Genomic DNA, 26119 nt, shown 5'->3' with positions numbered 1-26119 from the left:
TTGATAAAAACTTCTAGCTTGTTAAAAGAGTGAAGACTTCGTTGCTCTAGCCGATTACCAATCGTGCTACTGCCATAGCAGGATCGAGGGAAGTAAGTCTGGATAAGCCAACCTCAACAGCTCATAGCCAATCCCAGCGGTTCCCTGAAAGAAATTGGGAATGTAAATATTTTTGGGAAAACCAGGCAGGAGATAAAAAGAACCAGCTTGTTTTGACCTGGTGACAACCCATGATGCCTGCTTTTGGGCAATTTTCAGCAACTCTATCTTTGATAACTGGTGGACTGCTGTTAGTAAAACTTCGATTCTGCCAAAGGTACCGCAACAAAGGTGGTCTATCCCTTTCAGCTCATACTGTTGCGTGGTTTTTAAAGCTATTTCAATCTCTTGTCGAATTTCATCAGTATCGAGAATTGCCAAACTACCCAAACGAGCAAGACCAATACCAGGAGCGCCATGACACCAACTGGTCATAAAGGTAGGCTTGCCATCACGCATTCCAATTGGTCTAAAGTCTGGCCAGTTTCCGGCTTGGGGAGAAAAGACACTGCGCTCGTAGGCGATCGCTTCCTCCGCTGCCTCCCGAAAAACTGGCTCGTGAGTAATTTCATACAGCCGTAGTAAAGCGTAGGCAATTCCTGCGGCACCGTGGGAAAATCCGGTCAATAATCTTTTATCAAGGGTTGTCCAAGCTCTGTTGCCTGAGTCGCTAGCAACCCGATGAGCGAGTAAATGCTGACCACAGGCGATCGCCCGTTCTAGAACAGTTGAATCAGCCGAGCTATTGTACAAAGTTAACAATCCCAGAATCGCACCGGCTGCTCCAGATGAAATATCAAATTTTTGATCTGTAGCAATGTGTTTAGGGGTAATCAGGGATGCTACTTTTCTAGCATCCTTCAACAGTTTTGGTTCGTCTAGAAACTGACTGCTCCGAACCAGAGAATAAATGATTGAGCCTAAACCCATAGCTCCGCCAATACCAATTTCTTTGATCAATTTTTGACAGTTCTCAGGGTTCTGTAAATGCTTGCGGAGGGGTTGCAAGGCTCCTAAGGCAAGTGAGCGAAATCCACAGCCACCAGTGGATCTTTCCAGGGCGGCTAAGAACAAGGCAACTCCGCAATTACCTTCGTACAAGCCATAATCCATTGGCTGGAGTTGGAATTTCTCTGCTTGAGGAACATATGCGAGTGTAATCCAAGTCGCACTGCCGTCAGCCGAGCAAATCGCTCGTTGCTGAAGTTCGGTGGCGATCACAACTGCGTGCTGCACTATTGCTTCCTGTGTTAAGGCAGTGATCGCAGTGAGATTCAGCTCGACGTTCTTAAGCAGGAATGAACTGCGAGGTTCACCAATAACACGCGAGTACAATGAAGCCCGAATGAAGCTTACCTGTTGCTTTAAATCTTCATCACTAAGCTTGTTTATATGAGAAATGACCTGATCGTAACTTGGTTTTGTAAAACAATTTTCAATCGTTTGATTGGGAGCGACTGTCAAAGCGTCACTATCTGAGCAAGCAGTGAAATAGGGAATATCTAGTTGAGCAAGGGCTTGCTGTTCTAACTGCAAAATTGACCATAAAAATGGTTTTGAATCGGCTCTTAATAGCGCTCTGCTGAGAACATCAAGTTCAATACTTCGATCAGCACCATCCCGGAGAAATTTTGGATGAAGTGTTTTATAAAGAAAAAAACTGTAGACATTTGTATTACGAAAAATAAATCGCACTCGCTGATGTGCTAGCGCTGTCACTGACCCACCTGGAGCCAGGAGTGCTTCTCGGTGTTTCAGCAGGAACTGATACATTTGCTGAAAACCATCCACCAGTTCGTCAACATAATTGCTTGGTGATATATTGATGCCATTTAGTGAGGGTACATTAGCAAACAGTTGCAGTTTCCCATCCTCACGTTCTAGCACCATGTTGTCCGTGTTGACATTCTTCCACTTCGGTGAGCGAAAAGGGGTATTTTGTTCACCAAATCCCCCCAACCCACTGACATCATAAGCTACTTGTTTGTCTTGCCCAAACTCCCATCGCGGCAAGAAGCCAGTCCCAAGAACCGAATCCCCAAGCTGCTGATTGGCACTGACTTGCGCTTCTGCCCTATCCATCAGGTTTTCCACTTCCCGAACTTGAGGATTCACCAGTGTCTCCATATCCACCAGCACTGGGTGTTCGCCACAAGCGATAATATTTTCAGCATGGCAGTCGCTTCCCTTAAGGGCATATACGACAAACAGCAGCATACCAGCCCGATGGTAATATCGCTTCACTTCTCCTTCGTCTTGACAGGGTAAATGTTCTACAAACTCAACCCACCCATGAGTTGAGTAATTGAGGACTTTAAGTAACTTGAACGGCAAAGGTGTGCCGTGGTCATTGAACCAAGCCAGTAACTTGAAATAAACCTGCTCTAAACCTAAGTCTTTGGGTTTGTATATTAGTTTCAGACCAGAATCAAATGTAACTGAAATCGCCGATCGTCCGTTATTATGAGGATCGGAGATATCTGATTGAACATTAACAACCTGACCTAATTCTGTTTCACCCTGAAAGGTTTGTTGAATGTTGCCCCAATTGGATGCTAATCGCTGAAGAAATTCCTCAGTAGCATCCACCCACAAGTCAGTGGTTACCGATAATAACCGAGCCAGTACACTGTATTCTTGCAGAAATGATAGTAGCTTTCCATTGAGCATCCCCCTAATAAACAGCCTATACTGCTCCTTACTAGAGTCACCTTGAAGTGGCTTCAGTAGGTGAGCTAAGGATGGCTGTTGAAAGGTACGAAAAATTGAGAACTTCAATCCTATTGTCTGCGAACCAAGGCTAGATAAATGCCTTAAAAGGCTGCGCTCCAGAGCAGCGTGGGCTGATTCCGAAAGCAGATGGTAACTGGCTCCTGCTTGGACGATTAATCTTCGCCTTGCTAACTCAACGAATTGCAAAAATATTTCTTCAAAGGGAACTGGCTCTTGGGGGTCTAAGAAACGATATTTCCCTAGCTCATCCTTTTCACAACTTTCCCAAATAGAAGCGCTGGTCTGCATAGCTTCCTTTAAAGTTTTTACCCATGCTGGTAGGTAGCCTTCATCCGCTATGCCTACGGAGCCTAGTACGCGGCGTACCATACTTAAATCTAGCCCGTCCCATTCTAGACGCTTCTCAAAATGTTCCCACTTCCCCTGAGCCACACCCTGACACCACTTCTCAATCCTAGAATTGACAATTGCATCATCTGTATGTGCCTCATTGGAAAGAAACTGAGTTCCAAAACGTTCAGTAATAGTACTGGCTTTACAGGCAATCTCAATCAGAGCTTCTCTGGGAAATTCCATCTTTTACTTCATATAAATGATGCTCAAAATGCCCAATTGCCTAGTCTTTTGTTCTAACAGTTGGAATTGGATAATTGGGCATAGGCAAAAGCATAGTTGTCTTGTGTGTACCAACTATGCCTTTGCTAAGGTTAACTCAAACAAACGGCACTAACACTTACCAATACAGATGGCGATTGACAAAGTAGTAACCTTGAAGGTTCTACCGCACCAGCCACCACCGGCAACAGCCTCTAATTCTTCCTCGGACAGTTCACTGTCAGGAGCAGGCTGCGGGGGCAGCACCAAGTATTCAACGTTAGCATCTTGAGCCAGCACCCGGAGCTGAGCGCCTGAGGGAAGTTGTATTCCTAATTCTCGCTCAATCACACCATTAGGGTCGCTAATCAGCTCCTGCTTGAACGCCTCATCCTCGATGGCTCGGACTATCAATGAGGAAAAATCACCAGCCGCTCCTTGTCGCAGTTGTTCTAATTTTTCTGGCGTTATGTCACTATGTGAGGGCAACAGTAAGTAGCGGGTGTTGGAGGTTTCTTGCACAACCCGAATTTCAACCCCTTCTGGAAGCTTTTCCCCTGTTTCTTGCTCAATCACAGTATTGGGGTTGCTTATTAGCTCTTGTTTAAACCCCTCATCATCCAATGCCTGGATGATAACCTGTTCGATTTTATTATCTTCGTCGGTCATAGTAGTAACTCCTTTCTTTTGTTACAACCTAGGTACAAGTCGCCATTTATGGGGGTTATCAATAGTAGAATCGTCAATCTACGATTAAGACGATGTATTGTCTATCTGCTGATTTATATGCCCATCTTCTGGCTATCTTTGTAAAGTTTAAACGATGTAAATAGGCTAAGATTGACTATTTTTTTGCTGATTATTGACTATTTTTTTGCTTTGGTTAGTTGAGTATAGGAAACTAAGGAGTTCAATATAAATATCCTAAAGAATAGGATATGATTTGAGAGTCATCTGGGTGCTATCTTCACCTACTACTAACGGGACTTAGACAAAAACTGAGTCAAAAATGGACTTAAACCTAGATAGGGAAAGACTTTTAGCTCAAATGGGTACAAATCTAGTAGTTATAAGGGTTTCAGACGTTTTTAGGGCATTGACCTCTTTTCCTTACCCAGAAGGGTTTTCAGTCCCTTTAGGGGCTAGGAAATGTCTAAGTCCCACTAAGTATTACTACTCCCACAGCAACACTGAAGGAAGTAAATCTGGATACGCTAACCGTAATAATTCGTAACCAATTCCAGCAGTGCCTTGAAAGAAGCCAGGATTGTAAACGTCTTGAGGAAACTGGGGAAATAGATGAAACCCTCCCCCTTGTTTTGCCCGTCTCGCCATCCAGTTAGCTTGCTTTTTAACGGTTTCTACTAAATCGGGGCGCAATAATTTTTGTGCCGCGACTAGCAGCACCTCCATCCGACCACAATTTCCACAGCAGGGGTGGTCTATAGTTTGCCAGCTAAACTGTAGGGTAGTATCTAAGGCGATCGCAATCTCTGCTCGGATGTCTGCTGTATCCAAACTAGCCAAACTCCCCAAACGCGCTAAACCAATGCCAGGAGCGCCATGACACCAGCTAGTCATATAGGTTGGCTTGCCATCAATCAGGGCATAAGACCGCAAGTCGAGCCAATTTCCCTCAGTGGGAGAAAAGAGATGGCGTTCGTAAGCGATCGCATCCTCAGCGGCTTCCCGAAAAACGACCTCTTGAGTCACTTCGTACAAGCGCAGTAAGGCATAGGCAATACCCGCAGCGCCGTGGGAAAATCCTGTTAATGGCTTTTCAGCTCCAGTTGCCCAAGTTTTGCAACCCGTTTCGCTGATCACCCGATGATTGAGCAGATGCTCACCACAGCGGGTGGCTTGACCTAGAATACCCGAATCAGCCGTTACCTGATACAACGTGAGTAAGCCGAGAATCGCTCCCGCCGCTCCAGCCACAAGGTCAAATTGCTGATCAGCCGCAATGCGATCGCGTGTGATTAAACAAGCGGCTTGTTTGGCATCTGCCAACAGAGTTCTATCCTCTAGAAACTGACTGATTCGCACCAGTGAGTAAACAATAGACCCTAATCCGGCGGCACCCCCAATACCCAGTCGGGTAAGTTTTTGCCGCGACTCAGGGTCAGAATCCGGCAAAATCCTGCGGAGGGGTTGTAAAGCTCCCAGACACAAATCACGCCACTCATTGTCGCCAGTTATTTTCGTCAATGCGCCTAAGAATAAGGCTATTCCAGAGCAACCGTCATATAAACTATTCCCGATTGGCTGGAGTTGAAAACGATTTACCTGGGGTAAGAAACCGAGTCCAATCCAGGTAGCACTACCATCATCAGCTTGAATGGCTCGTCGCTGCAAATCTTGGGCGATGTGTATTGCCTGCTGCACCGATTCTTCCTGAGAAATGGGGGAAATGTCATCATCCAGAACAGAGGTTGCAGGCACTTTTATATCAGAGGCGGCACCTGGTTCACCAACGACCAATAAATATAAAGAACTCCGGATGATGGCAACTTGTTGAGCTAAATCCTCCTGATTGAGGCGCTGGATATTAGCAATCATCTGGGTATAACTGGGTTGTGCGAAGCATTGCACAATCATTTCACTCTTCACAACTGGCAAGGCATCGCTATCTGAATCAGCGGCAAAATAAGGGATGTCTAACTGTTCCAGCGTCTGTAGTTCTGCCTTGAGAATCCTCCACCAAGGATGCTTTAAATCGGTCCCCAGAAAAGGTCTGCACAGAACCTCCAGTTCAATGCTGTGATCTACACCATCCCGCAGATATTGAGGATGCAGCGATTTTTGCAGTACAGACGCATAAACCTGGGTAGGACGAAATAGACAACGCACTCGCTGATGGGATAAAGCTGCCAGGGGGCTATCCGTTGCCAGGAGTTCCTCCCGGTGTACGACCAAAAACCGATAATTATGCTCAAAGCCATCCACGAGTTCGTTAACATACTCGTTTGGGGCTTGTATAACCCCTTCCAGCGAGGGTGCATTGGTTTGACTTGACATTTTGGCAGTTTCATGAATCAAAACCATGCCATCGGTGTTAATGTTCTCCCACTTCGGCATCTGATAGGATGTTTCCTGATTGCCAAATCCTCCCAAGCCACTTAGGTCATAAGCTGTTCGTCGATCTGACCCCAGATGCCAATGGGGCAATAAACCCGTCCGCATCACGGAATCCATCAATCGCCGCTGCGCCAGGGATAAAGCCTCTGCTCCCTCTTTCCTGGCTTGACCTGCAATTTCCCGGAATGGGTGGTGCATCAACGTTTCCAAATCCACCAAAACGGGGTGTTCACCGCAGGCAATTAAGTTTTCCTGGTGGCAGTCATTTGCCCCCAAAACATACAGCAAACATAGCAATTGACCAGCCCGCTGGTAATAGCATTTGATTTCTGCTTGGTTTTGACAAGGCAAATACTCGACAAACTCCACCCAACCATAAGTGGCGCGATTTAGGACTTTGAGTAATTTAAACGGTTGTAGAGACGCGAAACCTGGCGACTCGATAAAATGCTGATTACACCAGTTCAGGACGTTAAAATAAGCCACATCCAAGCCTAAGTCTTTAGGTTTGTATATCAGCTTCAAACCCGATGCAAAGCCCACCTCGATCACAGATCTTCCCTGATTGTGAGGATCACTTTTACAGGGGTTGATGCTATCGACCTGACCTAATTCAATGTCTGGCTGGAACGTTTGCTGAATGTCTGACCAGTCTGCTGTTAATCGCTGGATAAATTCCCCTGTGGCATCCACCCAAAAGTCTGTTACCGTTGCCACTAATCGAGCCAAGACAGGGTAGTCTTGAAAAAATGCCAGTAGTCCCCCATTTTTGAGCATCTGTTGGATAAATGCTCGATAATGAGTGTTGGTATAACTATTTTGTAATTGTCCCAGTAATCGAGATAGAGCGGATTGTCGCTTCGCCCGAAATGCTGAGAATTTCAATTCCATTGAGGATGAACACAGACTGGATAGTGAGACTAAAAGACTCCGCTCAAGGTTGGCACAAGCTGCTGCTGTCAAGTTAGGGTAACTATCGCCAGTTAGGGCAATTAATTTATCTCTGGCAACTTTAATAAAGGGTAGAAAAGTTTCTTCAAAGGGAATCGGATTCTGGGAGTTTAGAAAACTATAGATTTCTCCCGTTTCTAGAGTTTCTATTGAAATTGATGCGGCTGCTTCAATGCCGACTTGGAAGGTTTCTACCCAGTCCGGTAAATTCTGAGTACCGCTGAGGGAAACATGACCCAGAAGACGGCTAACCGTGCTGAGATTTATGTTATCCCAAGCAAGCCGCTTCTGAAATTTTTCTAGGTCTCCTTGTGCAGCAGTTTGACACCACTTTTCAAGTCTGGAATTAACACAAGTATCCGAATCAGAAGGATTACTGGATATTTCACCAGTGACTAAACGCTCTGTAAGGCTGCAAGCCTGCTCGACAATTTTGACCAGTTCGGGTTGTAAATTGGTCATTGGTTATTGTTCATTCGTCCATCCTGGGGAAATATTTTGTTGAACCAAATTCATCGTACCAACTAATAATAACCGAGCTAGGCGAGAATGAATTGATGAATTTTTCACTTTTGATTGATAGATTTTTGCTTCTGTGTTTGGAAAGGCGATCGCGTCTCATCGACCAAACAATTTTTTGAGTCCCCCCACACTCTTAGGTTTCTCATAAATATGATCCACAATTCCGCGTATTTCTTTAGAAATATAATGGTCTGGGTAACGCAGGCAGAACAAGTCACTGCTCTGCAACTCCATCATTTCTTCACAGTTAGGCAAGACTCCTGCTACTGTTGCCTTATAGGTTGTTTCTACTTGTTGCCGGACTGAGTTGAGCTCGAACTTCTGCGGTACTCTGTTAACTACTAGAAGTAGCTTAGCGACGTTCAACTTACGAGCCACATCGACAGTTACAGCCGTCCCTTGAAAGTCTTGACGATCTGGACGCAAAATGATCAGCAGGATGTTGGAGATCGTCAGGGACAGTAGGGTTTCTTCGTTAATTCCAGGATGAGTATCAATAAATAAGTAGTCTAACTCTAAAGAGCTAACTAGCTTTTTAAACCCATTATTGAGCAAGGCTACGTTGTATCCCTCCCGCAGGATACGGCTAATTTCACCGACATTCATGCTGGATGGAATCAGAAATAACTTGCCCTGATTCTTGCTCACCTCAGGAGGACTGACATCATAAGCCGCCTCTTCAACTCCGCAGCGATTCCACAGGTAATCATTCAGAGTTCGGTTTAGCTTGGTTTGGTCTATGCCAAAAAGAACGTGAATCCCTGGCGACTGGATATCCGTATCGATAATCCCCACCCGTAGTCCCTGGCTGGCTATGGTAACCGCGACATTGGCAGTGGTGTTCGACTTCCCAGTTCCACCTCGAAATGAATGAACAGAGACAATTTTCGACATAACGCTCCTTTAACCCTCTGCTTTTGGGGTCTATTGCTGAAGTTTTGATGGGTGGCGAAACTATAATCTTATTGCTATTAAAGCCTGATCAAACTAACTAACCCATCAGAATCAATATGGAAAATTATTGGATTTTTTTACTCTGGTATTCCTCTAATAATCATCGCACACTTAGGCGTATATGTGTTAATAATATAATAAAGATGAGCAAGTTTTTTCAGTATGTGACAAGAATAAATTTTCAGGGCGGTTGGACTATAGCCAGTGGCTACCGACCCTGAGTTGAATGTTGCACGCCCACAACAAGACCTTTTGCCCAAAAAGCAACTAAAAGGGTCACAAACACTACAGCGATGCAACAAAAATTAACCGTGTAAGAGGTCTGACAGAAAAATGCTAAGTAATAAGTTTTCTTTACATCGCATGGCACTCGTGGCGTTATTTGTAGAGCTATTGACCACGAGTAGTTTCCCCATGCTGGCTCAGGGGCGATCGCTCAATCAAGAGGAGCTTGCTCCCTGGAAAATCAGCACTCCTCCAACCCACTTTCCTGAGAATCAGGTAGAGAAGTCTCCGACTCTCCACGCTCAATCAATACGGTTTCCCACTACAGGAAAACCTCGTCGCCGCGAATCAGCGGCAGTGCGAGGAGGCACAGAAGCAGCGGTAGTACCAAATAGCTGTGGCAACTCTAGCGATGAACAGATGGTCGCTTTGCTGCCTCCAACAGAGCCAGTGCGAACTGTGGCAGAGCATCCCACGATTTTGGTGTATCTCCCTGAAAATACTGCCAAGCAAGCCGAGTTTTACCTGAAAGAGGCTGACAAGGATGAGATAATCTATGAAACAACTGTTACGCTTCCGGGTCATTCCGGAATTGTTAGCGTCCCACTCCCAGATAACGGAACTTTGCCAGCGTTAGAGGTGGGAAAGATGTATACTTGGCATTTCTTTGTGATTTGTCAAGATATGACCAATGAGCCTTATGTTGAGGGACAGATAGAACGGGTTGAACCTAGCCCAAACTTGGTGGCTGAGTTGGAAAATGCGTCACCCCGCGATCGCGCCGCCATTTATGCGGAAGCTGGGATTTGGTATGACTGCCTCAATAGCCTCGCTCAGCTACGTCGTTCTGCTCCCAATGATACTGCGATCGCGTCGGATTGGGCAGAACTGTTAGAGTCTGTTGGACTGGATACAATTTCCCAAAAACCTCTGATTTCTTCTAGTGTTACACCCAATTAATTTTGATGGCCAACTCGGCTTATTTTTGCCATTAGTCCTTGTTCTTAGAGTCACCGTTTAACGCTCTCTTTTTTAGCAGGAGGCGCACCGTTTCAGCGCTGATGCTCTCCACCAACTGAAGTTGTACTAACTTTTCAGCGAGCAATTGCGTTGTCCAACAGTCATTTCCAGGTGGCGGGTTACTGGAAGCGGTAGCGATTAAGAACTCTTCGGCTTTTCTGTCTAATTTCTTAACTGCCCCTGGACGAGGGCGTTCGTTTAAAGCAAAGTCTAAACCCCCCTCCACAAATTTCCTACGGGTGCGCTCTACTGTTGCTACCCCCAAGTGCAGCATAGTGGCGATTTCTTCGTCTTTATGTCCAGCATCCGTTAGGAGTAAGATTTGGGCGCGGCGTAGCTTTCGGGCTGATATTTTGCCTTTTTTTGTCAGTTTGATTAGCTCTTGCTTTTCCGTTTGGCTTAATTGGACTCGGTGCTTTTGATTCATCACGGCTAATTGACACCTACTCTATAGATAAAACGGCGGTTTGAGGATTGAAGTTTGATGGTGCAGTCGAAGACTACAGCGCTGGCTTATCTTTCTATTCAGCCATCAAAATCAATTTTGAAAATTACTCTTTTATTCCTGACTTGAAAACACTAATGACTGCAATTAGTCATCAAAACTAATTTGCACAATTGTATTTGTATATATTTTAAACACAAATGTGTATAATCTTACAAGACAACTGTATAGTAGATAGTTATGTAATGTATTTAGACAGCCTTACCCGAAAATCAGCGAATGGAGTTGTCTTCTAGTGGTTTCGCTATTCCCGCCAGACGAGGGTTCGCTTAAAGGCGACGCTTATTGTGGCAAAGGCGACAGGAGTAAAGCGGTATAAATGCAAGTTGGTTAACTCTCACAGCCAGATTCACCCTCGATACCTAGGATGTTTTTATGTCACAGTTAAATATTCAGTCATTTAAAGCATTAGACGTATCAGCCGAGGAATTACGGTTACAAAAAGCGCAGCAAGTCATAGATGAACTGTTTATGGCTGCTAACTCGGATGAGAAGCTCAAAAAGCAACTTGAAGCGGCGATTAGCCCAGAAAGCTTGGTCGAAATTGCTGCCAGTCAAGGGTACGAATTGACAGTAGCGGACTTAGAAATGCTACATGATTATGACCAAAAGGCGGAACAAAGTAACTCGGATGAGTTGGATGACGATGAACTCAGCGAACAAGAGCTAGAGCTAGTCGCTGGTGGTGGTGCTTCAGGGTTCGCAGCTCCGCCTCCTGTTCCGGTTCCGAATGGTTTTAATCCCCATCCTAAACCTCAAGGGTCTCCTGTTCCTTGGTCGCCTTGGTAAGCTTTACAGTGGCATAGCTTGAGGAATTTACCCCCATAACCAGAAGATACTTATGTTACAGCCAGAGATCCCAGCACTCAAAGCTGAAAACTTATCAACCTTTAACAGTGATGAGGATGATGAACTCAGTGAACAAGAGTTAGAGCTAATCGCTGGTGGTAATGGCTTTGATCCACCAAAATCAGGACCCAGCTGGCTAGATGATCCTAATCGCTCTAATGACAGAGCTGGCATGGATTAATCATAACTAAGCAGTTGCCCGATACCTAGGAGGTTTTTATGTCACATTTAAATATCCAGAGCATGTCACCTTTGTAGGTTGGGCTCTTGGAACGTAGGCGTGACGCAAAGCGATAGCGACGTAAGGAGCGTCAGCCTTCTCGTTCGGCTTTGGCGTTCCCGAAGGGTAGAGTAACCCAACATGCTCTCCCTGGAGTTTGGTAACGCTTACGCTCTACCCAACCTACGAGAATATGTTGTGCAAAACTGACATGCTACCGGAGGTTTTTATGTCACAATTAAATATTCAGTCATTTAAAGCTGAAGACGTATCAGCGGAAGAATTACAACTACAAAAAGCGCAGCAAGTCATAGATGAACTGTTTATGACTGCCAACTCGGATGAGAAGCTCCAAAAGCAACTTGAAGCGGCGATTAGCCCAGAAAACTTGGTCGAAATCGCTGTCCGTCAAGGGTACGAATTGACAGTAGCGGACTTAGAAAGGCTACATCATTATGACCAAAAGGCGGAACAAAGTAACTCGGATGAGTTGGATGATGATGAACTCAGCGAACAAGAGCTAGAGCTAGTCGCTGGTGGTCGTGCTTTAGGGTTAACAGTTCCTACTCCGCCTCCTGTTCCGGTTCCGAGTGGTTTTAATCGCCCTGCTAAAGGGCCTTGGTGAGCTTAACAGTGGCATAGCTTGAGGAATTTACCCCCATAACCAGAAAAGACTTATGTTACAGCCAGAGATCCAAGCACTCAAAGCCGAATACTTATTAACCTTTAACAGTGATGAGGATGATGAACTCAGTGAACAAGAGTTAGAGCTAGTCGCTGGTGGTAATGGCTTTAAGCCACCAAAATCAGGACCCAGCTGGCTAGATGATCCTAATTGCCCTAATGACAGAGCTTTTTGGATGAATCCTAACTAAGCAGTTACTCGATACCTAGGAGGTTTTTATGTCAAAATTAAATATCCAGTCATTTAAAGCATTAGACGTATCAGCGGAAGAATTACAACTACAAAAAGCGCAGCAAGTCATAGATGAACTGTTTATGGCTGCCAACTCGGATCAGAGGCTTTTTAAGCAACTCAAAGCGGCGATTAGCCCAGAAAGCTTCGTCGAAATCGCTGTCCGTCAAGGGTACGAATTGACAGTAGCGGATTTAGAAAGGCTACATCATTATGACCAAGAGCAAGCACAACGTAACTCGGATGAATTGGATGACGATGAACTCAGCGAACAAGAGCTAGAGCTAGTCGCTGGTGGATGTGGCTTTAAGCCACCCAAACCACCAGGACCCCCCTGGGAGTGGAAGGCGCCGCCGGAGAAGAAACCTTTTGAGAAACCGTCGCCCGTGTTCATATAAATAAAGCGGTTAGTCATGAAAACCGATAGCTTTTTTTGGAATTGTTCTCCTTTATTGTGGAGCAGTTTTTTCATCCTTGGTGGAGCGCTGCTAATCACAGATACTACCTCAGCACAGCTCATCCCCGATTCCACTCTCGGCAACGAAAGCTCAGTCGTTACTCCTAATGTCGATATCAATGGTGTAACGAGTGACCAAATTGATGGCGGAGCAACCAGAGATGCTAACCTGTTCCACAGTTTTGGACAATTTAATGTCGGGGAAGGCAGGGGAGTTTATTTCTCCAATCCCACAGGAATTGAGCGGATTCTCACGCGAGTCACTGGGGCAAATGCTTCTAATATCCTGGGAACCTTGGGAGTTTTAGGCAACGCTGACCTGTTTTTAATTAACCCCAATGGGATTATCTTTGGTGCAGGCTCTCAACTCGACCTCAGAGGTTCATTTATTGGCAGTACGGCGAATAGCATCCAATTTGGCGATGGTCTAGAATTTAGTACCACCAACCCCCAGACCCTACCCTTACTAACGATTAATGTTCCCTTGGGGTTACAATATGGAGCCAATCCGGGAAGGATTCAAGTGCAGGGGTTGGGCAACCAAGTCATCATTGATCCCCAAACCTTTGTCTTCATTGGGGTAGATGGAAAAGGTCTTGAAGTACAGGCGAATCAAACCTTAGCATTAGTGGGCGGTGAGATAGCCCTTTCTGGCGGAAATCTAACTGCACAAGGCGGAAGTCTGGAGTTGGGAAGTGTACAGGAGGGGCTAGTAACCCTTACCCCAACAAACCCGGGCTGGGCATTGAACTATCAAGGCGTGGCAAATTTCCAAGATATCCTGCTGTCCCAGGGGGCTGCCATTAATACCAGTGGTCCGACACCTGGAAGGATTCAGGTACAAGGACGGCGCGTCACCCTCACCGACGGTTCAGGACTCGTGGCAACCAACCTGGGAATCGGAAACGGCGAGAACGTAACCATTACTGCCTCAGAGTTAATCGAGTTGAGTGGGACAAATCCTCTCAATGGTCTTCCTAGCTTCTTGTTTTCTGGTACAACAACGGCTGGAAAGGGCGGTGGCGTGACCCTGACCACAGAGCGGTTGCGGCTGCGGGATGGGGCGCAAGTCTCATCCGGTACGGCTGGTTCCGGCAGTGCGGGTATTCTCAGCGTGAATGCTTCGCAGTCCGTAGAACTGATTGGAGTCTCAATTCCTGACCTGTTTTCCAGTGGTTTATTTAGCAGCAGTAGTTTTGCCGCCACTGGAGATGCGGGGAATTTAACCATTAACACCGAGCAATTCATTATCCGGGATGGGGCAACAGTCAATAGTGAAACCTCTGGTGCGGGTCGTGGGGGAAATTTGACTATAAACGCTTCGCGCTCTGTGGAGCTAACTGGCACAAACCCAAATGGCTTTCCCACGAGTTTATCGACGGCGACTCGAGGGAGTGGAAATGCGGGTAACTTGACGATTAATACAGGACGGTTGATTATCCGGGATGGCGCCCAAGCCGCCAGTGCGACGATTAGTCAAGGTTCTGGGGGAAACTTGAGTGTGAACGCCGAGGAGTCGGTGGAAATAATAGGTACGTCAGCCAATTCTGTCAGCGGCTTGTTTGCCTCGGCGATTGTCGGTGATGGAGCAGGGGGCGATTTGAGGATTACTACTCCTAGGTTAATTGTCCGGGATGGGGCATTACTCAGTGTCAGTAACTTCCAAAGCCGCAACCTGGCGCCGCCGGGAACGGGTCCTGCGGGCAACCTTGAGATAGAGGCTGCCACAATCCGACTCGAAAATCAAGGGGTGATTACAGCCGATGCCGCCGGAGGAGACAAGGGAAATGTTACCCTGGATTCCCAAGACATCCAGATGCGCCGACGGAGTGCAATCACCACTAACGCCACCGGACTTAGCGCAGGTGGTAATATCACCCTGAACACCGATACCTTAGTCGCCCTCGACAATAGCGACATTACGGCTAATGCCACTAATAGTCAAGGTGGGCGCGTCATCGTCAATGCACAAGGCATCTTCGGCACTCAGTTCCGTCCCCAACTTACAAGAGAAAGCGACATCACTGCCAGTTCAAACTTGGGCGCCGAATTCAGCGGCATCGTGGAAATTAACACACCTGATGTTGATCCTAGTTCTGGATTAGTCGAATTATCAACAACCGTCGTTGATGTCGAAGGCTTAGTTGCACAAAATCTCTGTACACCGAAACTTGCCGGCAGTTCCTTTGTCATCAGTGGACGCGGGGGTTTACCCACCAGTCCTAATGACCCGCTGACTGATGAAGTTGTGGTGGTGGAGTGGTCTCGACCGAGTACTGAGGTGTCGTCTGGAGGGGTGAGTCATCCGCCATCAATCGACAGTGGACAACCTAAAAATCGGGTGATTCGGCAAATACAAGGCTGGTTTGTTACGGCTGATGGAACAGTTATCCTGACTGACGCCGCGCCTACTGTTACACCGCAGAAGCCTGCCTTGACTCACCCCGGTTGTGTTCCATCTAGAGGGAGCTGAGGAAGCTGGGGGAGCTGGGGGAGCTGGGGGAGCTGGTACACCCTAGCTGAAAATTAGGATGGTGGCTTAAGTTGACACGGATGAGTAAAACCCGCCCCTATAGTCGCGCCCCATTTGGGAAAGATAGAGAGTTAATTCATTCGCCATGTCCGCGTTAGCTTGCGTGAAGGGTAAAACTTTAATCAGCCAAATGCCGTGAGAAGTAAGCAGGATAAATGGGTTTTCCAGATGCGTTATTCTTCTATAGCTATCATTCTTGCTTTAAGCCCAGTGGCGTCACCCGTTAGCGCCAACATGGGAGAAGTCGCGGATACGACGTTACAACCCGAGATATCACTGACTGCCAATCAGGTAGGGGATGCTCTGGTAAGGGTGCAGCACCAGAACCTTAGTGACAGCCTGTCAGGTTGGCACAAAACCTTCAAACCAACCAAGGGTGTTGAGTTTCGTTCCCAGGGCTCACCGACTCCTGGGATTAACCCCGTAGAACCCCAGCCCCCGGCGTTACCGGAACCTGAACTGCTACCCTCCCCAGACGAGTTGCTGCAACCGCCAGCTTCTCCTCCAACGATCGCCCCCCCACTTTTGCCAGATAATATTCCCGGTACAATTACGGTTGAGAGATTTGAAGTCATTGGCAGTACTGTCTTCAGTCCAGAGGAACTCGCGGCGGTGACTGCCCCGTTTAGCCAACGCCCGATCGCGTTTGCTCAACTGATGCAAGTTCAAGATGCGATCGCCGAGCTTTACATTCAACGGGGCTATATTACCAGTGGCGCCTTTATTCCCCCGCAAGCGCTAAACAATGGCGTTGTCACCATCGAAGTGATTGAAGGGGAAGTGGAGAGGATTGAGGTGACCGGAACAAGACGACTCAACTCTAATTATGTGCGATCGCGTCTTGCCAGAGCTACCCCAACCCCCTTACAAGTCAATCAGTTGGTAGAAACCCTGCAACTGCTTCAACTCAACCCCCTAGTTGAAAATGTGTCGGCTGAGTTAGCCGCTGGGTCAAAGACGGGTACTAGTGTATTAAGAGTTGCCGTTGAAGAAGCTCCCTCCTTTTCAGCCATTCTCAGGGTCGATAACGGACGCTCTCCCAGCGTTGGCACAGTGCGGCGTCACGTTACACTTGAGCAAGGCAATCTTTTCGGATTCGGCGACTCCCTCATCCTTGGCTATACCAACACCGACGGCAGCAACTCCCTCGATGAAGCTAGCTACACCATCCCAATTAACGCCAGAAACAGTACGTTCAAACTCTCCTACCGTCGCTCAAGCAGCCACGTCATCGAAGCACCCTTCAACCAAGTCGATATCGAGTCAAACGCCCGCGACTATCAGATTACCTACCGTCAGCCCCTAATTGACACTCCTACCCAAGAATTTGCCTTAGGGCTGTCGGCGGTTAGACGTGAGAGCGACACCTCACTGCTGGGCGAAGGGTTCCGCTTATCTCCGGGAGCAAACGAGCAAGGTGAAACCAGAATTTCAGCCATTGAGTTTTTTCAGGAATGGATCAATCGGGGAAGTACAGAAGTCTTCGCCTTGCGATCGCAATTCAGCCTGGGGATTGGTGCTTTAAATGCCACTATAAATGAAAAATCGCCGGATAGTCAATTTTTCAGTTGGCGGGGTCAGGCACAGTATTTGCGCCTTTTAGCACCCGACACTATCCTTTTATTCAGGTCAGATATACAACTATCCAATGACGCCTTAGTTCCCATCGAACAATTTGGCTTGGGCGGAATAGATAGTGTTCGAGGTTATCGTCAGGACGCTTTACTCTCAGATAATGGTTTATTCACCTCCGCCGAAGTCCGCATCCCCATCGCTCGTATCCCTGAGTGGAACAGTATTCTCCAAGTGACTCCCTTTGTGGAAATTGGCACGACTTGGAATAGTTCCGGTAGAGCCAATCCAAACCCCAACACCCTGGCGGCTGCGGGATTGGGTTTGTTATGGAGAACCGGAGATAAATTGACCGCCCGATTCGATTGGGGTATCCCTTTAATTGACCTACCTGGAAGTAAAGATACCTGGCAAGAAAATGGCTTATCTTTCCGGTTGGAATACAAAGTATTTTAAGTCGGTGGACATTAACCTAAAAGCTGGAAATCGTCACTGATAACTGATAACTGATAACTGATAACTGATAACTGATAACTGATAACTGTTATGAAACTTAAAAATTTGTCAATCCTTACCTTAGGACTATTATCGTTTATTGGCGTTATCTGGCTGGGAAGGGCGCCAGCCATGTCGCTGTCGTATTTCCACACCGCCCCACAGACTCCAAGTGCAGAAATTATCGCCTCTAGTTCCGTATCCCAAGGGCATCCAATCGCCGAATTAAACAAAAATGCTTTAGAACAACAAGCGGAGCAACTCTATAAAACAGGACAATTCTCCCAAGCCATCGCCCTATTGAAACAACTTAATGCCGATTATACCGCCCAAGGCGATCAACTCGGTCAAGCCAGGATTTTAAGGAATCTCTCCTTGATTTACCAGCAAACCGGAGAATGGGACGCCGCTACTGAGGCAATTACAGACAGTCTTGATCACCTTAAAGGGCGATCAAAGAGTGGAGACCAAACAAAACTCTTAGCCGAAACATTAGAAGTACAGGGAAAATTGCAACTCTCCCGTGGTGATCCAGAACAAGCCCTAGCAACCTGGCAAAATGCTGCCGATATCTATAACCAAATCGGGGATATCAGTGGCGCAACCCGAAGCCAGATTAATCAAACCCAAGCTCAACGACGCCTGGGGCTCTATCGTGAAGCCCTTCGTACCTTAGAGCAGGTTAATGCGAGCTTCCAACAACAGCCAGATACTCGGCTCAAAGCTCAAGGACTTCAGAGTTTAGGTAATGCGTTGCAAGCAGTCGGTGATTTAGAGCAAGCCGATAACGTCTTGAAACAAAGTTTATCTATTGCCCAAAAAATACCAGCACCTGAGTCTGCGGCTTCGACACTCCTAAGTTTAGGGAATACCGCTCGATTACAGCAACAATTCAAAGCGGCTTTGGATTTCTATCAACGCGCCGCCGCCGCATCTCCCTCACCTGCTCTTCAGATTCAAGCACAAGTTAATCAACTGAGTCTTTTAGTTGATCAGAAACAGGAGTCAAAGGCTCTGGAATTAGTACCTCAAATTCGTGCCAATCTGACTCAGTTACCCCTGTCTCGGACAGCCGTTAATGCTCGAATTAATCTGGCTCAGAGTCTGATGAAGATGGCTCAACAGCGAGAGGGAGAAGTTTTCGCTGCAAGTCATGGGGAAATTGCTCAACTTTTAGCCACCGCCGTTCAACAGGCTCAGCGTTTAAACGATAAACGAACATTGGCTTATGCGTTGGGAAATTTGGGTGGGCTGTACGAGCAGAATAAACAGTGGAACTATGCCCAAGAATTGACTGAGAACGCTCTGCTTTTGGCACAAGGGATTAATGCATCTGATATTGCCTATCGCTGGCAATGGCAACTGGGAAGGCTGCTCCAAGCCACCGGAAATCGAGAAGGCGCGATCGCCGCTTACTCTCAAGCGGTTAACACCCTCCAGTCTTTACGCAGTGATTTAGTCGCCGTTAGCTCAGACGTTCAATTTTCGTTTCGAGAGAGTGTAGAACCGGTGTACCGGGAGCTAGTCGGACTACTGTTGCAACCGGGCGCAGCACCAGAGCAAGCCAACTTGATTAAAGCACGGGAAGTTATTGAATCCTTACAATTGGCAGAGTTAGACAACTTCTTTCGGGATGCTTGCCTAAATGCAAAACCGATTCAAATCGACCAACTTGACCAGACAGCCGCCGTTTTTTATCCGATTATTTTAAGCGATCGCTTGGAAGTCATTGTCACACTACCGGGGAAACCCCTGCGTCAATACACCACGTTCTTGCCAAAAGAGCAAATCGAGCAGACTATACAGAGTTTGCTGAATGCGGCGACGATCCGCCGTCTCCAGTTGTCTTCAAAAAACATATTAAGCCCTGCACAAAAACTGTACAACTGGTTAATCCGCCCCGTTGAAGCCGAACTAGCCGCCAGTGGCGTGAAAACCTTAGTTTTTGTTCCCGACGGAGCGATCCGGAACCTGCCACTTTCAGCCCTACATGATGGCGAGCGCTACCTGATTGAGACGTATAGCGTCGCGATCGCGCCGAGTCTGCAATTAGTAGACCCTCAACCTTTAACCCAGGAAACGCTAAAAGTTCTCGCCTTTGGATTAAGTGAAGCTCGTTTAGGGTTCCAACCTCTACCAAACGTTCTGTTTGAATTAGAGCAGATCGAGACTGAGATGGAGAGCCAAGTCGTACTGAATGATTCATTCACCAAGGTAAACTTTCAGCAGGCGATCGAGACTTTTTCTTTCCCCATTGTTCACTTAGCCACTCATGGTCAGTTTAGTTCTAGTGCTGATGACACCTTTATCCTGTCCTGGGATAGCCAGATTAGCATAAAGGATTTAGATGATCTGCTGCGAACTCAACAGGGAACTCGGACTAAGCCGATTGAATTACTCGTCCTTAGTGCTTGCACAACTGCCAAAGGGGATGAAAGGGCGGCTCTAGGGTTAGCAGGAGTTGCGGTTCGAGCCGGGACACGCAGCACCTTAGCCTCGCTTTGGGTGGTCAGTGACGAAGCCACAGCCTTGCTAATGACTACATTTTACGAGGAATTAGCCAAACATCAAGCCACAAAAGCTGAATCCCTGCGCCTTGCTCAACTCAGGATTTTGCAGGATCAGAAGTTCGCTCATCCCTATTACTGGGCGCCATTTGTGCTCGTGGGTAATTGGCTATAAGTAGGTGGACACAAAAGCTTACCTGACAAGGGATTCAGCCAAAACTAGACGTGGGAAAAACTATTACGCACTGAAACCATAAAGAGTGCGATCGCATGACTGTCCGGGATTCAGCCAAAACTAGACGTGGGAAAAACTATTACGCACTGAAACCAGAAAAAGTGCGATCGCATAACTGTCCGGAATTCAGCCAAAACCCTTGTTTGGTGGGAGATATGACTAAACCCGCCCCAAAGGATTACTCGTCTTGAAGTGAGTGAATTAACTCCCGCAAAACATCATTTCTATTGCGCTCTGTTTTCTGGCAGTATCGTTCAAGTATCGTCACGTCTTGCTCTGTAATTTCTAGGATTAGCTGCTGGGTACTCTCCTGATTCTCCAGCGCTTTTGCTTTTTGTTGCAACTGCTCAAAGTAGTCGTTCTCTAAACTATCCGGTGATTGGTTAAATGCCTCCCCATCATCAACGTCACTAAACGGCTGCAAACCCTGGTCTGAAGTCGGTAAGGATTCCTGAACCTCCAGCTCCTGCGCTTGCTCCTGCCATTGTTGAACTCGGTTAATCATTCGCTCGTATTCAGCTAACTGACGAGCTTTTTCTTCCTGATCAATTTCAATCTTAAAAAGTTTCTGAACACCCTGGTAAATTTTATTGGCGTATCCTCCCTTCTCAAATCTATCGACTACGATTACACACCCGGCTGTAGCGATCAAACCTATTGTCGGCGCGGCGATCGGTATCCACACAGCTTGGGTGAAAAGTACAACGCTAATCCCAAATAATCCCCCAATTGCTACTATTCCAGCGAAGCAAAAGCCTACTGGATGACGAATGCGCCAAGCCAACGTTCCTCCGACTAGAGACCATCCGGCGATCCAAAACATTTCACCCCACTCAGTCCAAAACCTAAACAGGGGTCGATCATCCAGAACGGCGCTGAGAATTTGACTCACGATTTGGGCATGAACAATAACCCCTGGCATTTTAAATGTTTCCTGTTGACCAGCACTGTAGGGTGTGGCAAAATCATCCTTTTTACTTGGGGCAGTATAACCGACTAAGACAATGCGATCATTTATCCAATTGGGGTCAAGTTTACCTTCAAGTACCTGTGTCAGCGTCACTTGCTTAGCAACGGTTTCAGAAGAGCGGTAGTTGAGCAGGATTTGATACCCCCCTACATCCGCCTTTTGGTAGCCGCCATCATTCTCTTTGATGGGACTAAATACCGTTGAACCCAACTTTAGTTCATCGGCGGTTGTGAATTCTGGCTGGATTAAGAGCGTTTGTAAGTAACGAAGTGCTAGCTGAAAACCTAAGGATAACAGGTGACCCGATGAATCATCACATCGACTATCTGTGTTAGCGTCAGATGAATCGGCTGGTGTGTTGGAGGGAGCAGAGCTGATGAACAACAGACTGCGGCGGATAATTCCATCGGTGTCTATGACTTGATCGGAAAATCCTACTCGGTCTTTTGGAATTCCGGGTGGGGGTGGAACTCCAGGATTTTCAGCACTCCCCGATTTGCATACCGCAATGATGTTATCGCTGTGCTGAAAACGTTTGATTAAGTCGGCGCGACCTGTTTCGACAGGAACATCTCTAAAAATATCCAAACCTATGGCTAAGGGTTGATACTCTTGAAGTTTCCCTAAGAGTCGATTCAAGGTTTGGTCAGACAGCGTCGCTTGCTGAATTTCCTGTATATCTTTTTCGGTGATGGCGACGACTAGTAAGCGCTCGTCTGGGCGCTCATCTGGACGCCACCGCATCATCTGGTCGAACGCTCCTAGCTCCACTGCCTCTAGGATTCCTATCTGTCGAATCCCAATAACCAGTGTGGCAATAACTGCGCTGGTAAGAACAACGGATCGACCAAAGTCCAATACGGCTGATTGTCGATAGTTTAATGTCCTTAGTAGCGAGCCAACCGTTTGAGAGAATTTAGAAATCATGGTCGTGGTAAGTTAACGCAATTAACTCGATTAAAGCATATAGAATTATGGTCTATATTAACGAATGATTAGTTGTATTAATTTTGAGGGGCAAGTTGTTTTTAAAATTGTTTAATAGCAATTTTAAGAGTATTCTTCTACCCATCAAAAATTAGTCAATAAGGTTAGTGATAAGCTGTCGCGCCTACAAGTTGCATTTTTTACCTGGATTTTTCTTACCCGGATTCCTCACCACAATTACCCAAAGTCCCATACAACCTAGATTGACCGTAGAATAAGGCTTTCAACACTCTGTCAAAATTACGAGTCGGTCAAGGGGGCTCGAAACCTACTCCAGGTCAAGGTTTCGACGACTCAGATGGCAAAACTGGAGAGAAATGCGGGATGCTCTGTTTTCAGGCACCACAGCTTAGGAGTTTTTGGGAAATTTCTTTTCGCTCTTCCATGACTTGATGCTATAATTTTTGTGCAGAAATTACACACAAGTGTATAAATCAACCACATAACTGGGTCTGACCGCACAGGATCAGGCATGGTACTGTTTGAATATAACATTTATACACTTGTCAAAATTTTGCTCACAGTAGAAGGAAAAGACCGCCTATCCAGGCTGTGCTTAAAGCTAAGAGATGATGAACCTTTACGCCAGTTTGCGCCCAAGGTTGGCGTCTCCTATTCAGCTTGGGGGGCTTGGGAAAGAGAATCAGGAAATTTAGGACTAGAGAGTACACAGAAATTAGCGGCTTATGTAGGTACAACAGCAGAGCAGCTACAAATCTATCTAAATGGAGGAATAAGCCTAGAAGAATACTTGCGATTACCTCTAACAGTTAGTCAAGTCAGTCTATCAAAATCTACAGATGAAACAGTCACAACAGTCGATCAAGTGTTGATGTGGATGAACAGCTTAGAGCTATCCGACTTAGTCAGAATTGTCTCAAAAGCTGGAAGACTGATGGAGGAAAAAATTTTTCAGGAGTCCAAACAACCTGAACGAACTATGGATATGGCGGAGACGGTAACAATTGGTGTTCTCGTCCAAAAGGAACTGACTAGACGAAACTGCAATGTCCAACAGTTAGCGTCGGCTGCTGCTATATCGACAACACGCTTACAGGCAATCCTTGCTGGAGAGGAAGCTAACGAGGAAGAATTAATTGCTCTGGGTTCTGTACTCCATAAACCTGATGGAACTTTGTGGAAAACGATAGAGCTAATAGCAATTAAAAATCAAACATTTGGAGATAATTACACAGAGGAACAGTTAGATGAGTCAGTTGCTCAGGGATGCGAAGGTGATAGTTGAGTCTCGTGCAAGCGAACTCTTTAAAAAAGAATTGCCTGTCTGTGACCAAGACTGCCAAGTTTACTTTCAGGAGGATGTGGTCAATGTTTGGATATCTAGTAAAGAAAAGGCTGTTATCCTCCGAAGCTTTTACCAAAATCTTGCGTCTTTATTGGAACTTTGGGACTATAATGAACTCAAAATCTTTTGGTACAAAAGTGGCTGCCAACACTTTTCCATTCCCAGATCTTTAGCCGAAAAAGATTTAATAAGTATTAGCCAAAAAGACAACGTAAAAAACATGAATAAACCCCTAATTGCGACACCATCAATCTGGATAGGTACATGCCAGTTATCCCGCCCACTCGTTGATGTAATCTCACGGTTTATCGAAACACCAAACATCAAAGGTGGGTTAGTTCGGCTAAGAGACGAACGTCAACTCTTAGTTACCCCAGCTATGGCAGCAACAGTATGGGATGCTACCCCAGAAGAAATTGTTCAGCGCAAGATGACCGACTTTTGGTATCCTGAAGATCTATACGACTTACATCAAAAAATTAAACAGCAAGGGAGTACAGGATTCGAGCATACTTGGCGTGGGATAAATAAAAGCAAGACTCACTGGACTCGATTTACTCATCATTTCCGAGTTATAGTTGATGATTGTGGCACTGCCTACAGAGCCTTCACCAATCTGGATCTGGAAGCTATTGATCCACCAGGATTAGTTAGGGCTTGCTGAATAAGTCGAGGAAACAGCACAGATAAGTTATATAGCTATTTTTGCCTCAATTAGTAATAACTTCTCATTGTTAATAGTTTCCTCAAACATAACCAGAATGGCTACCAACCTAAGGCGGGACAAGATTAGGAAAAAAGCGGAGGGGAGTTGCGGATAATGTTAGCTACATGTTGACGCGAACAAATACGCCCGTCTCACCAATGGGCTACCTAAATGCTTACGATAAGTGTTGCTGTTGGTCTTTTTTGGTTTATGAAGACTACTTAGTTTCTGAATATAAGTCTGACGGCTACCAGCCTAAGGCTGGACAAGATTAGGAAAAAAGTTGAGGGGGTTGAGGATAATGTTCGCGTTAAACATTCGCGAACAATTTCCCCTTCAGAAAGCTGGCGTATCCATATCCGTAGGTATAAGATCGTGTATGATATAGGCGTTTTCTATCCCTTATTGATTGGGGGGTAAGGCTATGTCTTTGATTAAAATTACCCAATAAAATTAGCCTTACTGTTGCTTGGTGAACTCGACAGTCCATTCCCGAACATATTGGGAATGATAATAAACCAGCGAGTGGGGTCGAGGATACCGTCAGGGCGAATTAGCCAGTCGATGTCTGTATGCTGTGCGCCGTAGGATGTGGGGTAGAGAATAACGTTACTGCGATTGCCTTCGGCAGTGCGCTTGGCGCGATCGCGTTTGAGTTCGCCGTAGGTTTGATACACCAATTGCGCTTGGGGCAAGGTAATCCCACACTGGAGGGCGAAGTTCTCCACCCGCATTTCTCACAAACTAATTTGAGAAGCTAATTTGAAGGGGAAAAGTAGAAGTTTTCATGCACAGAATAGAAAAATTCCATATTCTCCAACAAGATTAACCTGAAATTGCTAACCCTTACCCGACGCATTCGATAAAATGAGCGTTAGTCTTGGCAAATTTATAGGACAAAATAGACTGAAAAAAGCTTCAGTCATTTTCACAACTATGATTGTTATCTTCGAGAGCTAAAAACTTAACTCGTATTGGGAATGGCTTGAATTCTTGAGTGCGCGATCGCTAAAATCTCTTGATAGGGACAAGAACTGGATATGGCAATAACAATTTTTCTCACACTAACAATAATTCTCGCTCCTAACTTAAGGAGATTGAGGCGAATTGTTCCGACAGTTGCTTTGGACAAAGAAGTTTTTCTCAAACCGTGATAACGAAATGCTTGCATTAACACATACGCCATTGAAGATAGCCACAGGCGGAGTTGATTACTTTGAAAGGTTTGGGTAGAAGTTCGGTCAGCAAATAAGTCCAATTGCTGTTCTTTAATCCGATTCTCCATCTCCCCTCTCGGACAATATTTTTTAGTATAAAGTTGAGAAGGTGTAATTTGAGAAGTAGGTAAAGATGTAACCACATGACGAAGCTCTAACCCTTTACTGCCATAAGAAACCTTAGTAACCACTCTTCTTTGACGACTCCATGACCTTTCAGTTTGATAATAAATAGAGCGAAACCAAGTTGCGTTGGGGACTAACTTTCTCACATCTTCTAAGTCTTCATCTTTAGAAAAAACGCTATCCATTAATTCAATAAATATACAAGGGAGCATAGCAAACTCCTTTATAATAAGTATTAAAAAATGCTCTTTCCTGACCACCATGAACTTGGTCATCGGTGACGTCCATGTCTAAAATGATTTGTTGAGGAGGGGTTTGATAAGACGTAAGGATTCAGGTTCACCCTTGTGAGTGAAAAGGTTGCCTTGATTATTAGGGGTGGAGCCAGAGTCTTACCCAAGA

At 46.0% G+C, this 26119-nt stretch carries 16 protein-coding genes and 3 pseudogenes; 11 read left to right on the top strand and 8 right to left on the bottom strand.

Going from position 1 to position 26119, the window contains the following annotated elements:
- Nucleotides 1-66: 66 nt before the first annotated feature.
- From ACLGGO_RS11980 to ACLGGO_RS11965, 4 genes are all read right to left on the bottom strand, one after another.
- Nucleotides 67-3348, bottom strand: coding sequence for a type 2 lanthipeptide synthetase LanM family protein (locus ACLGGO_RS11980; protein WP_446419482.1), 3282 nt, complete (start codon nucleotides 3346-3348; stop codon nucleotides 67-69).
- Between the two features lie 150 nt (nucleotides 3349-3498).
- On the bottom strand, nucleotides 3499-4035 hold the full coding sequence (locus tag ACLGGO_RS11975; RefSeq protein ID WP_446419481.1) for an NHLP leader peptide family RiPP precursor: 537 nt from the start codon (nucleotides 4033-4035) through the stop codon (nucleotides 3499-3501).
- Between the two features lie 504 nt (nucleotides 4036-4539).
- The gene (locus ACLGGO_RS11970) at nucleotides 4540-7857 is read right to left on the bottom strand and encodes a type 2 lanthipeptide synthetase LanM family protein (protein ID WP_446419480.1); all 3318 of its coding nucleotides are present in this window, start codon (nucleotides 7855-7857) and stop codon (nucleotides 4540-4542) included.
- Nucleotides 7858-8013: 156 nt separating this feature from the next.
- The gene (locus tag ACLGGO_RS11965) at nucleotides 8014-8811 is read right to left on the bottom strand and encodes a MinD/ParA family ATP-binding protein (RefSeq protein ID WP_446419479.1); all 798 of its coding nucleotides are present in this window, start codon (nucleotides 8809-8811) and stop codon (nucleotides 8014-8016) included.
- A 393-nt stretch (nucleotides 8812-9204) separates the two neighbouring features.
- Here ACLGGO_RS11965 and ACLGGO_RS11960 point away from each other — a divergent pair, with 393 nt between their 5' ends.
- Nucleotides 9205-10056, top strand: a complete 852-nt coding sequence (locus ACLGGO_RS11960; protein WP_446419478.1) for a DUF928 domain-containing protein — start codon at nucleotides 9205-9207, stop codon at nucleotides 10054-10056.
- Nucleotides 10057-10114: 58 nt separating this feature from the next.
- Here ACLGGO_RS11960 and ACLGGO_RS11955 read toward each other — a convergent pair.
- Nucleotides 10115-10543: pseudogene (locus ACLGGO_RS11955) on the bottom strand (helix-turn-helix domain-containing protein); the annotation flags it as partial.
- A gap of 453 nt (nucleotides 10544-10996) precedes the next feature.
- On the opposite strand from ACLGGO_RS11955, the gene ACLGGO_RS11950 reads away from it, so the two are divergent.
- The 8 genes from ACLGGO_RS11950 to ACLGGO_RS11915 all read left to right on the top strand — a co-directional run bounded on the left by ACLGGO_RS11950 (nucleotide 10997) and on the right by ACLGGO_RS11915 (nucleotide 20345).
- A complete protein-coding gene (locus tag ACLGGO_RS11950; protein WP_446419477.1) occupies nucleotides 10997-11410 on the top strand; it encodes a Nif11-like leader peptide family natural product precursor in 414 nt (137 codons plus the stop codon).
- A 52-nt stretch (nucleotides 11411-11462) separates the two neighbouring features.
- Nucleotides 11463-11651, top strand: coding sequence for a hypothetical protein (locus ACLGGO_RS11945; RefSeq protein WP_446419476.1), 189 nt, complete (start codon nucleotides 11463-11465; stop codon nucleotides 11649-11651).
- A 268-nt stretch (nucleotides 11652-11919) separates the two neighbouring features.
- Entirely contained in the window at nucleotides 11920-12315 is a 396-nt protein-coding gene (locus ACLGGO_RS11940; RefSeq protein WP_446419475.1) for a Nif11-like leader peptide family RiPP precursor, read from the top strand.
- Between the two features lie 52 nt (nucleotides 12316-12367).
- Complete coding sequence (locus ACLGGO_RS11935; RefSeq protein WP_446419474.1) at nucleotides 12368-12565, top strand: hypothetical protein; 198 nt, start codon at nucleotides 12368-12370, stop codon at nucleotides 12563-12565.
- A gap of 28 nt (nucleotides 12566-12593) precedes the next feature.
- On the top strand, nucleotides 12594-13004 hold the full coding sequence (locus ACLGGO_RS11930; protein ID WP_446419473.1) for a Nif11-like leader peptide family RiPP precursor: 411 nt from the start codon (nucleotides 12594-12596) through the stop codon (nucleotides 13002-13004).
- Between the two features lie 15 nt (nucleotides 13005-13019).
- Nucleotides 13020-15536: a two-partner secretion domain-containing protein gene (locus ACLGGO_RS11925; RefSeq protein ID WP_446419472.1), complete on the top strand. Its 2517-nt coding sequence runs from the start codon at nucleotides 13020-13022 to the stop codon at nucleotides 15534-15536.
- Nucleotides 15537-15731: 195 nt separating this feature from the next.
- Nucleotides 15732-17624: a ShlB/FhaC/HecB family hemolysin secretion/activation protein gene (locus ACLGGO_RS11920; RefSeq protein ID WP_446419471.1), complete on the top strand. Its 1893-nt coding sequence runs from the start codon at nucleotides 15732-15734 to the stop codon at nucleotides 17622-17624.
- A gap of 90 nt (nucleotides 17625-17714) precedes the next feature.
- Entirely contained in the window at nucleotides 17715-20345 is a 2631-nt protein-coding gene (locus tag ACLGGO_RS11915) for a CHAT domain-containing protein (RefSeq protein WP_446419470.1), read from the top strand.
- 238 nt (nucleotides 20346-20583) lie between these two features.
- On the opposite strand, the gene ACLGGO_RS11910 is transcribed toward ACLGGO_RS11915, so the two are convergent.
- Entirely contained in the window at nucleotides 20584-22302 is a 1719-nt protein-coding gene (locus ACLGGO_RS11910) for a CHASE2 domain-containing protein (protein ID WP_446419469.1), read from the bottom strand.
- 532 nt (nucleotides 22303-22834) lie between these two features.
- Between ACLGGO_RS11910 and ACLGGO_RS11905 the strand changes: the two genes are divergently transcribed.
- Entirely contained in the window at nucleotides 22835-23608 is a 774-nt protein-coding gene (locus ACLGGO_RS11905) for a hypothetical protein (RefSeq protein ID WP_446419468.1), read from the top strand.
- Nucleotides 23571-24332: a hypothetical protein gene (locus tag ACLGGO_RS11900; RefSeq protein ID WP_446419467.1), complete on the top strand. Its 762-nt coding sequence runs from the start codon at nucleotides 23571-23573 to the stop codon at nucleotides 24330-24332. Before ACLGGO_RS11905 ends, ACLGGO_RS11900 begins: the two co-directional genes overlap by 38 nt.
- Before the next feature lie 506 nt (nucleotides 24333-24838).
- Here the strand turns inward: ACLGGO_RS11900 and ACLGGO_RS11895 are convergent.
- Together ACLGGO_RS11895 and ACLGGO_RS11890 are read right to left on the bottom strand one after the other, a co-directional pair.
- Nucleotides 24839-25108, bottom strand: a pseudogene (locus ACLGGO_RS11895) (hypothetical protein); the annotation flags it as partial.
- A 230-nt stretch (nucleotides 25109-25338) separates the two neighbouring features.
- A pseudogene (locus tag ACLGGO_RS11890) lies at nucleotides 25339-26047 on the bottom strand (transposase); the annotation flags it as partial.
- Between the last annotated feature and the right edge of the window lie 72 nt (nucleotides 26048-26119).

The organism is Coleofasciculus sp., from assembly GCF_046565525.1.
Lineage (GTDB): Bacteria > Cyanobacteriota > Cyanobacteriia > Cyanobacteriales > Coleofasciculaceae > Coleofasciculus.
Note: the sequence above shows the minus strand (reverse complement) of the source record. Positions and strands in the feature narration are given on the sequence as shown.

What these genes read in the sequence shown, in the direction of transcription:
- ACLGGO_RS11980 (WP_446419482.1), bottom strand. Translation starts at nt 3,348, where the DNA reads ATGGAATTTCCCAGAGAAGCTCTGATTGAGATTGCCTGTAAAGCCAGT.
- ACLGGO_RS11975 (WP_446419481.1), bottom strand. Translation starts at nt 4,035, where the DNA reads ATGACCGACGAAGATAATAAAATCGAACAGGTTATCATCCAGGCATTG.
- ACLGGO_RS11970 (WP_446419480.1), bottom strand. Translation starts at nt 7,857, where the DNA reads ATGACCAATTTACAACCCGAACTGGTCAAAATTGTCGAGCAGGCTTGC.
- ACLGGO_RS11965 (WP_446419479.1), bottom strand. Translation starts at nt 8,811, where the DNA reads ATGTCGAAAATTGTCTCTGTTCATTCATTTCGAGGTGGAACTGGGAAG.
- ACLGGO_RS11960 (WP_446419478.1), top strand. Translation starts at nt 9,205, where the DNA reads ATGCTAAGTAATAAGTTTTCTTTACATCGCATGGCACTCGTGGCGTTA.
- ACLGGO_RS11950 (WP_446419477.1), top strand. Translation starts at nt 10,997, where the DNA reads ATGTCACAGTTAAATATTCAGTCATTTAAAGCATTAGACGTATCAGCC.
- ACLGGO_RS11945 (WP_446419476.1), top strand. Translation starts at nt 11,463, where the DNA reads ATGTTACAGCCAGAGATCCCAGCACTCAAAGCTGAAAACTTATCAACC.
- ACLGGO_RS11940 (WP_446419475.1), top strand. Translation starts at nt 11,920, where the DNA reads ATGTCACAATTAAATATTCAGTCATTTAAAGCTGAAGACGTATCAGCG.
- ACLGGO_RS11935 (WP_446419474.1), top strand. Translation starts at nt 12,368, where the DNA reads ATGTTACAGCCAGAGATCCAAGCACTCAAAGCCGAATACTTATTAACC.
- ACLGGO_RS11930 (WP_446419473.1), top strand. Translation starts at nt 12,594, where the DNA reads ATGTCAAAATTAAATATCCAGTCATTTAAAGCATTAGACGTATCAGCG.
- ACLGGO_RS11925 (WP_446419472.1), top strand. Translation starts at nt 13,020, where the DNA reads ATGAAAACCGATAGCTTTTTTTGGAATTGTTCTCCTTTATTGTGGAGC.
- ACLGGO_RS11915 (WP_446419470.1), top strand. Translation starts at nt 17,715, where the DNA reads ATGAAACTTAAAAATTTGTCAATCCTTACCTTAGGACTATTATCGTTT.
- ACLGGO_RS11910 (WP_446419469.1), bottom strand. Translation starts at nt 22,302, where the DNA reads ATGATTTCTAAATTCTCTCAAACGGTTGGCTCGCTACTAAGGACATTA.
- ACLGGO_RS11905 (WP_446419468.1), top strand. Translation starts at nt 22,835, where the DNA reads ATGGTACTGTTTGAATATAACATTTATACACTTGTCAAAATTTTGCTC.
- ACLGGO_RS11900 (WP_446419467.1), top strand. Translation starts at nt 23,571, where the DNA reads ATGAGTCAGTTGCTCAGGGATGCGAAGGTGATAGTTGAGTCTCGTGCA.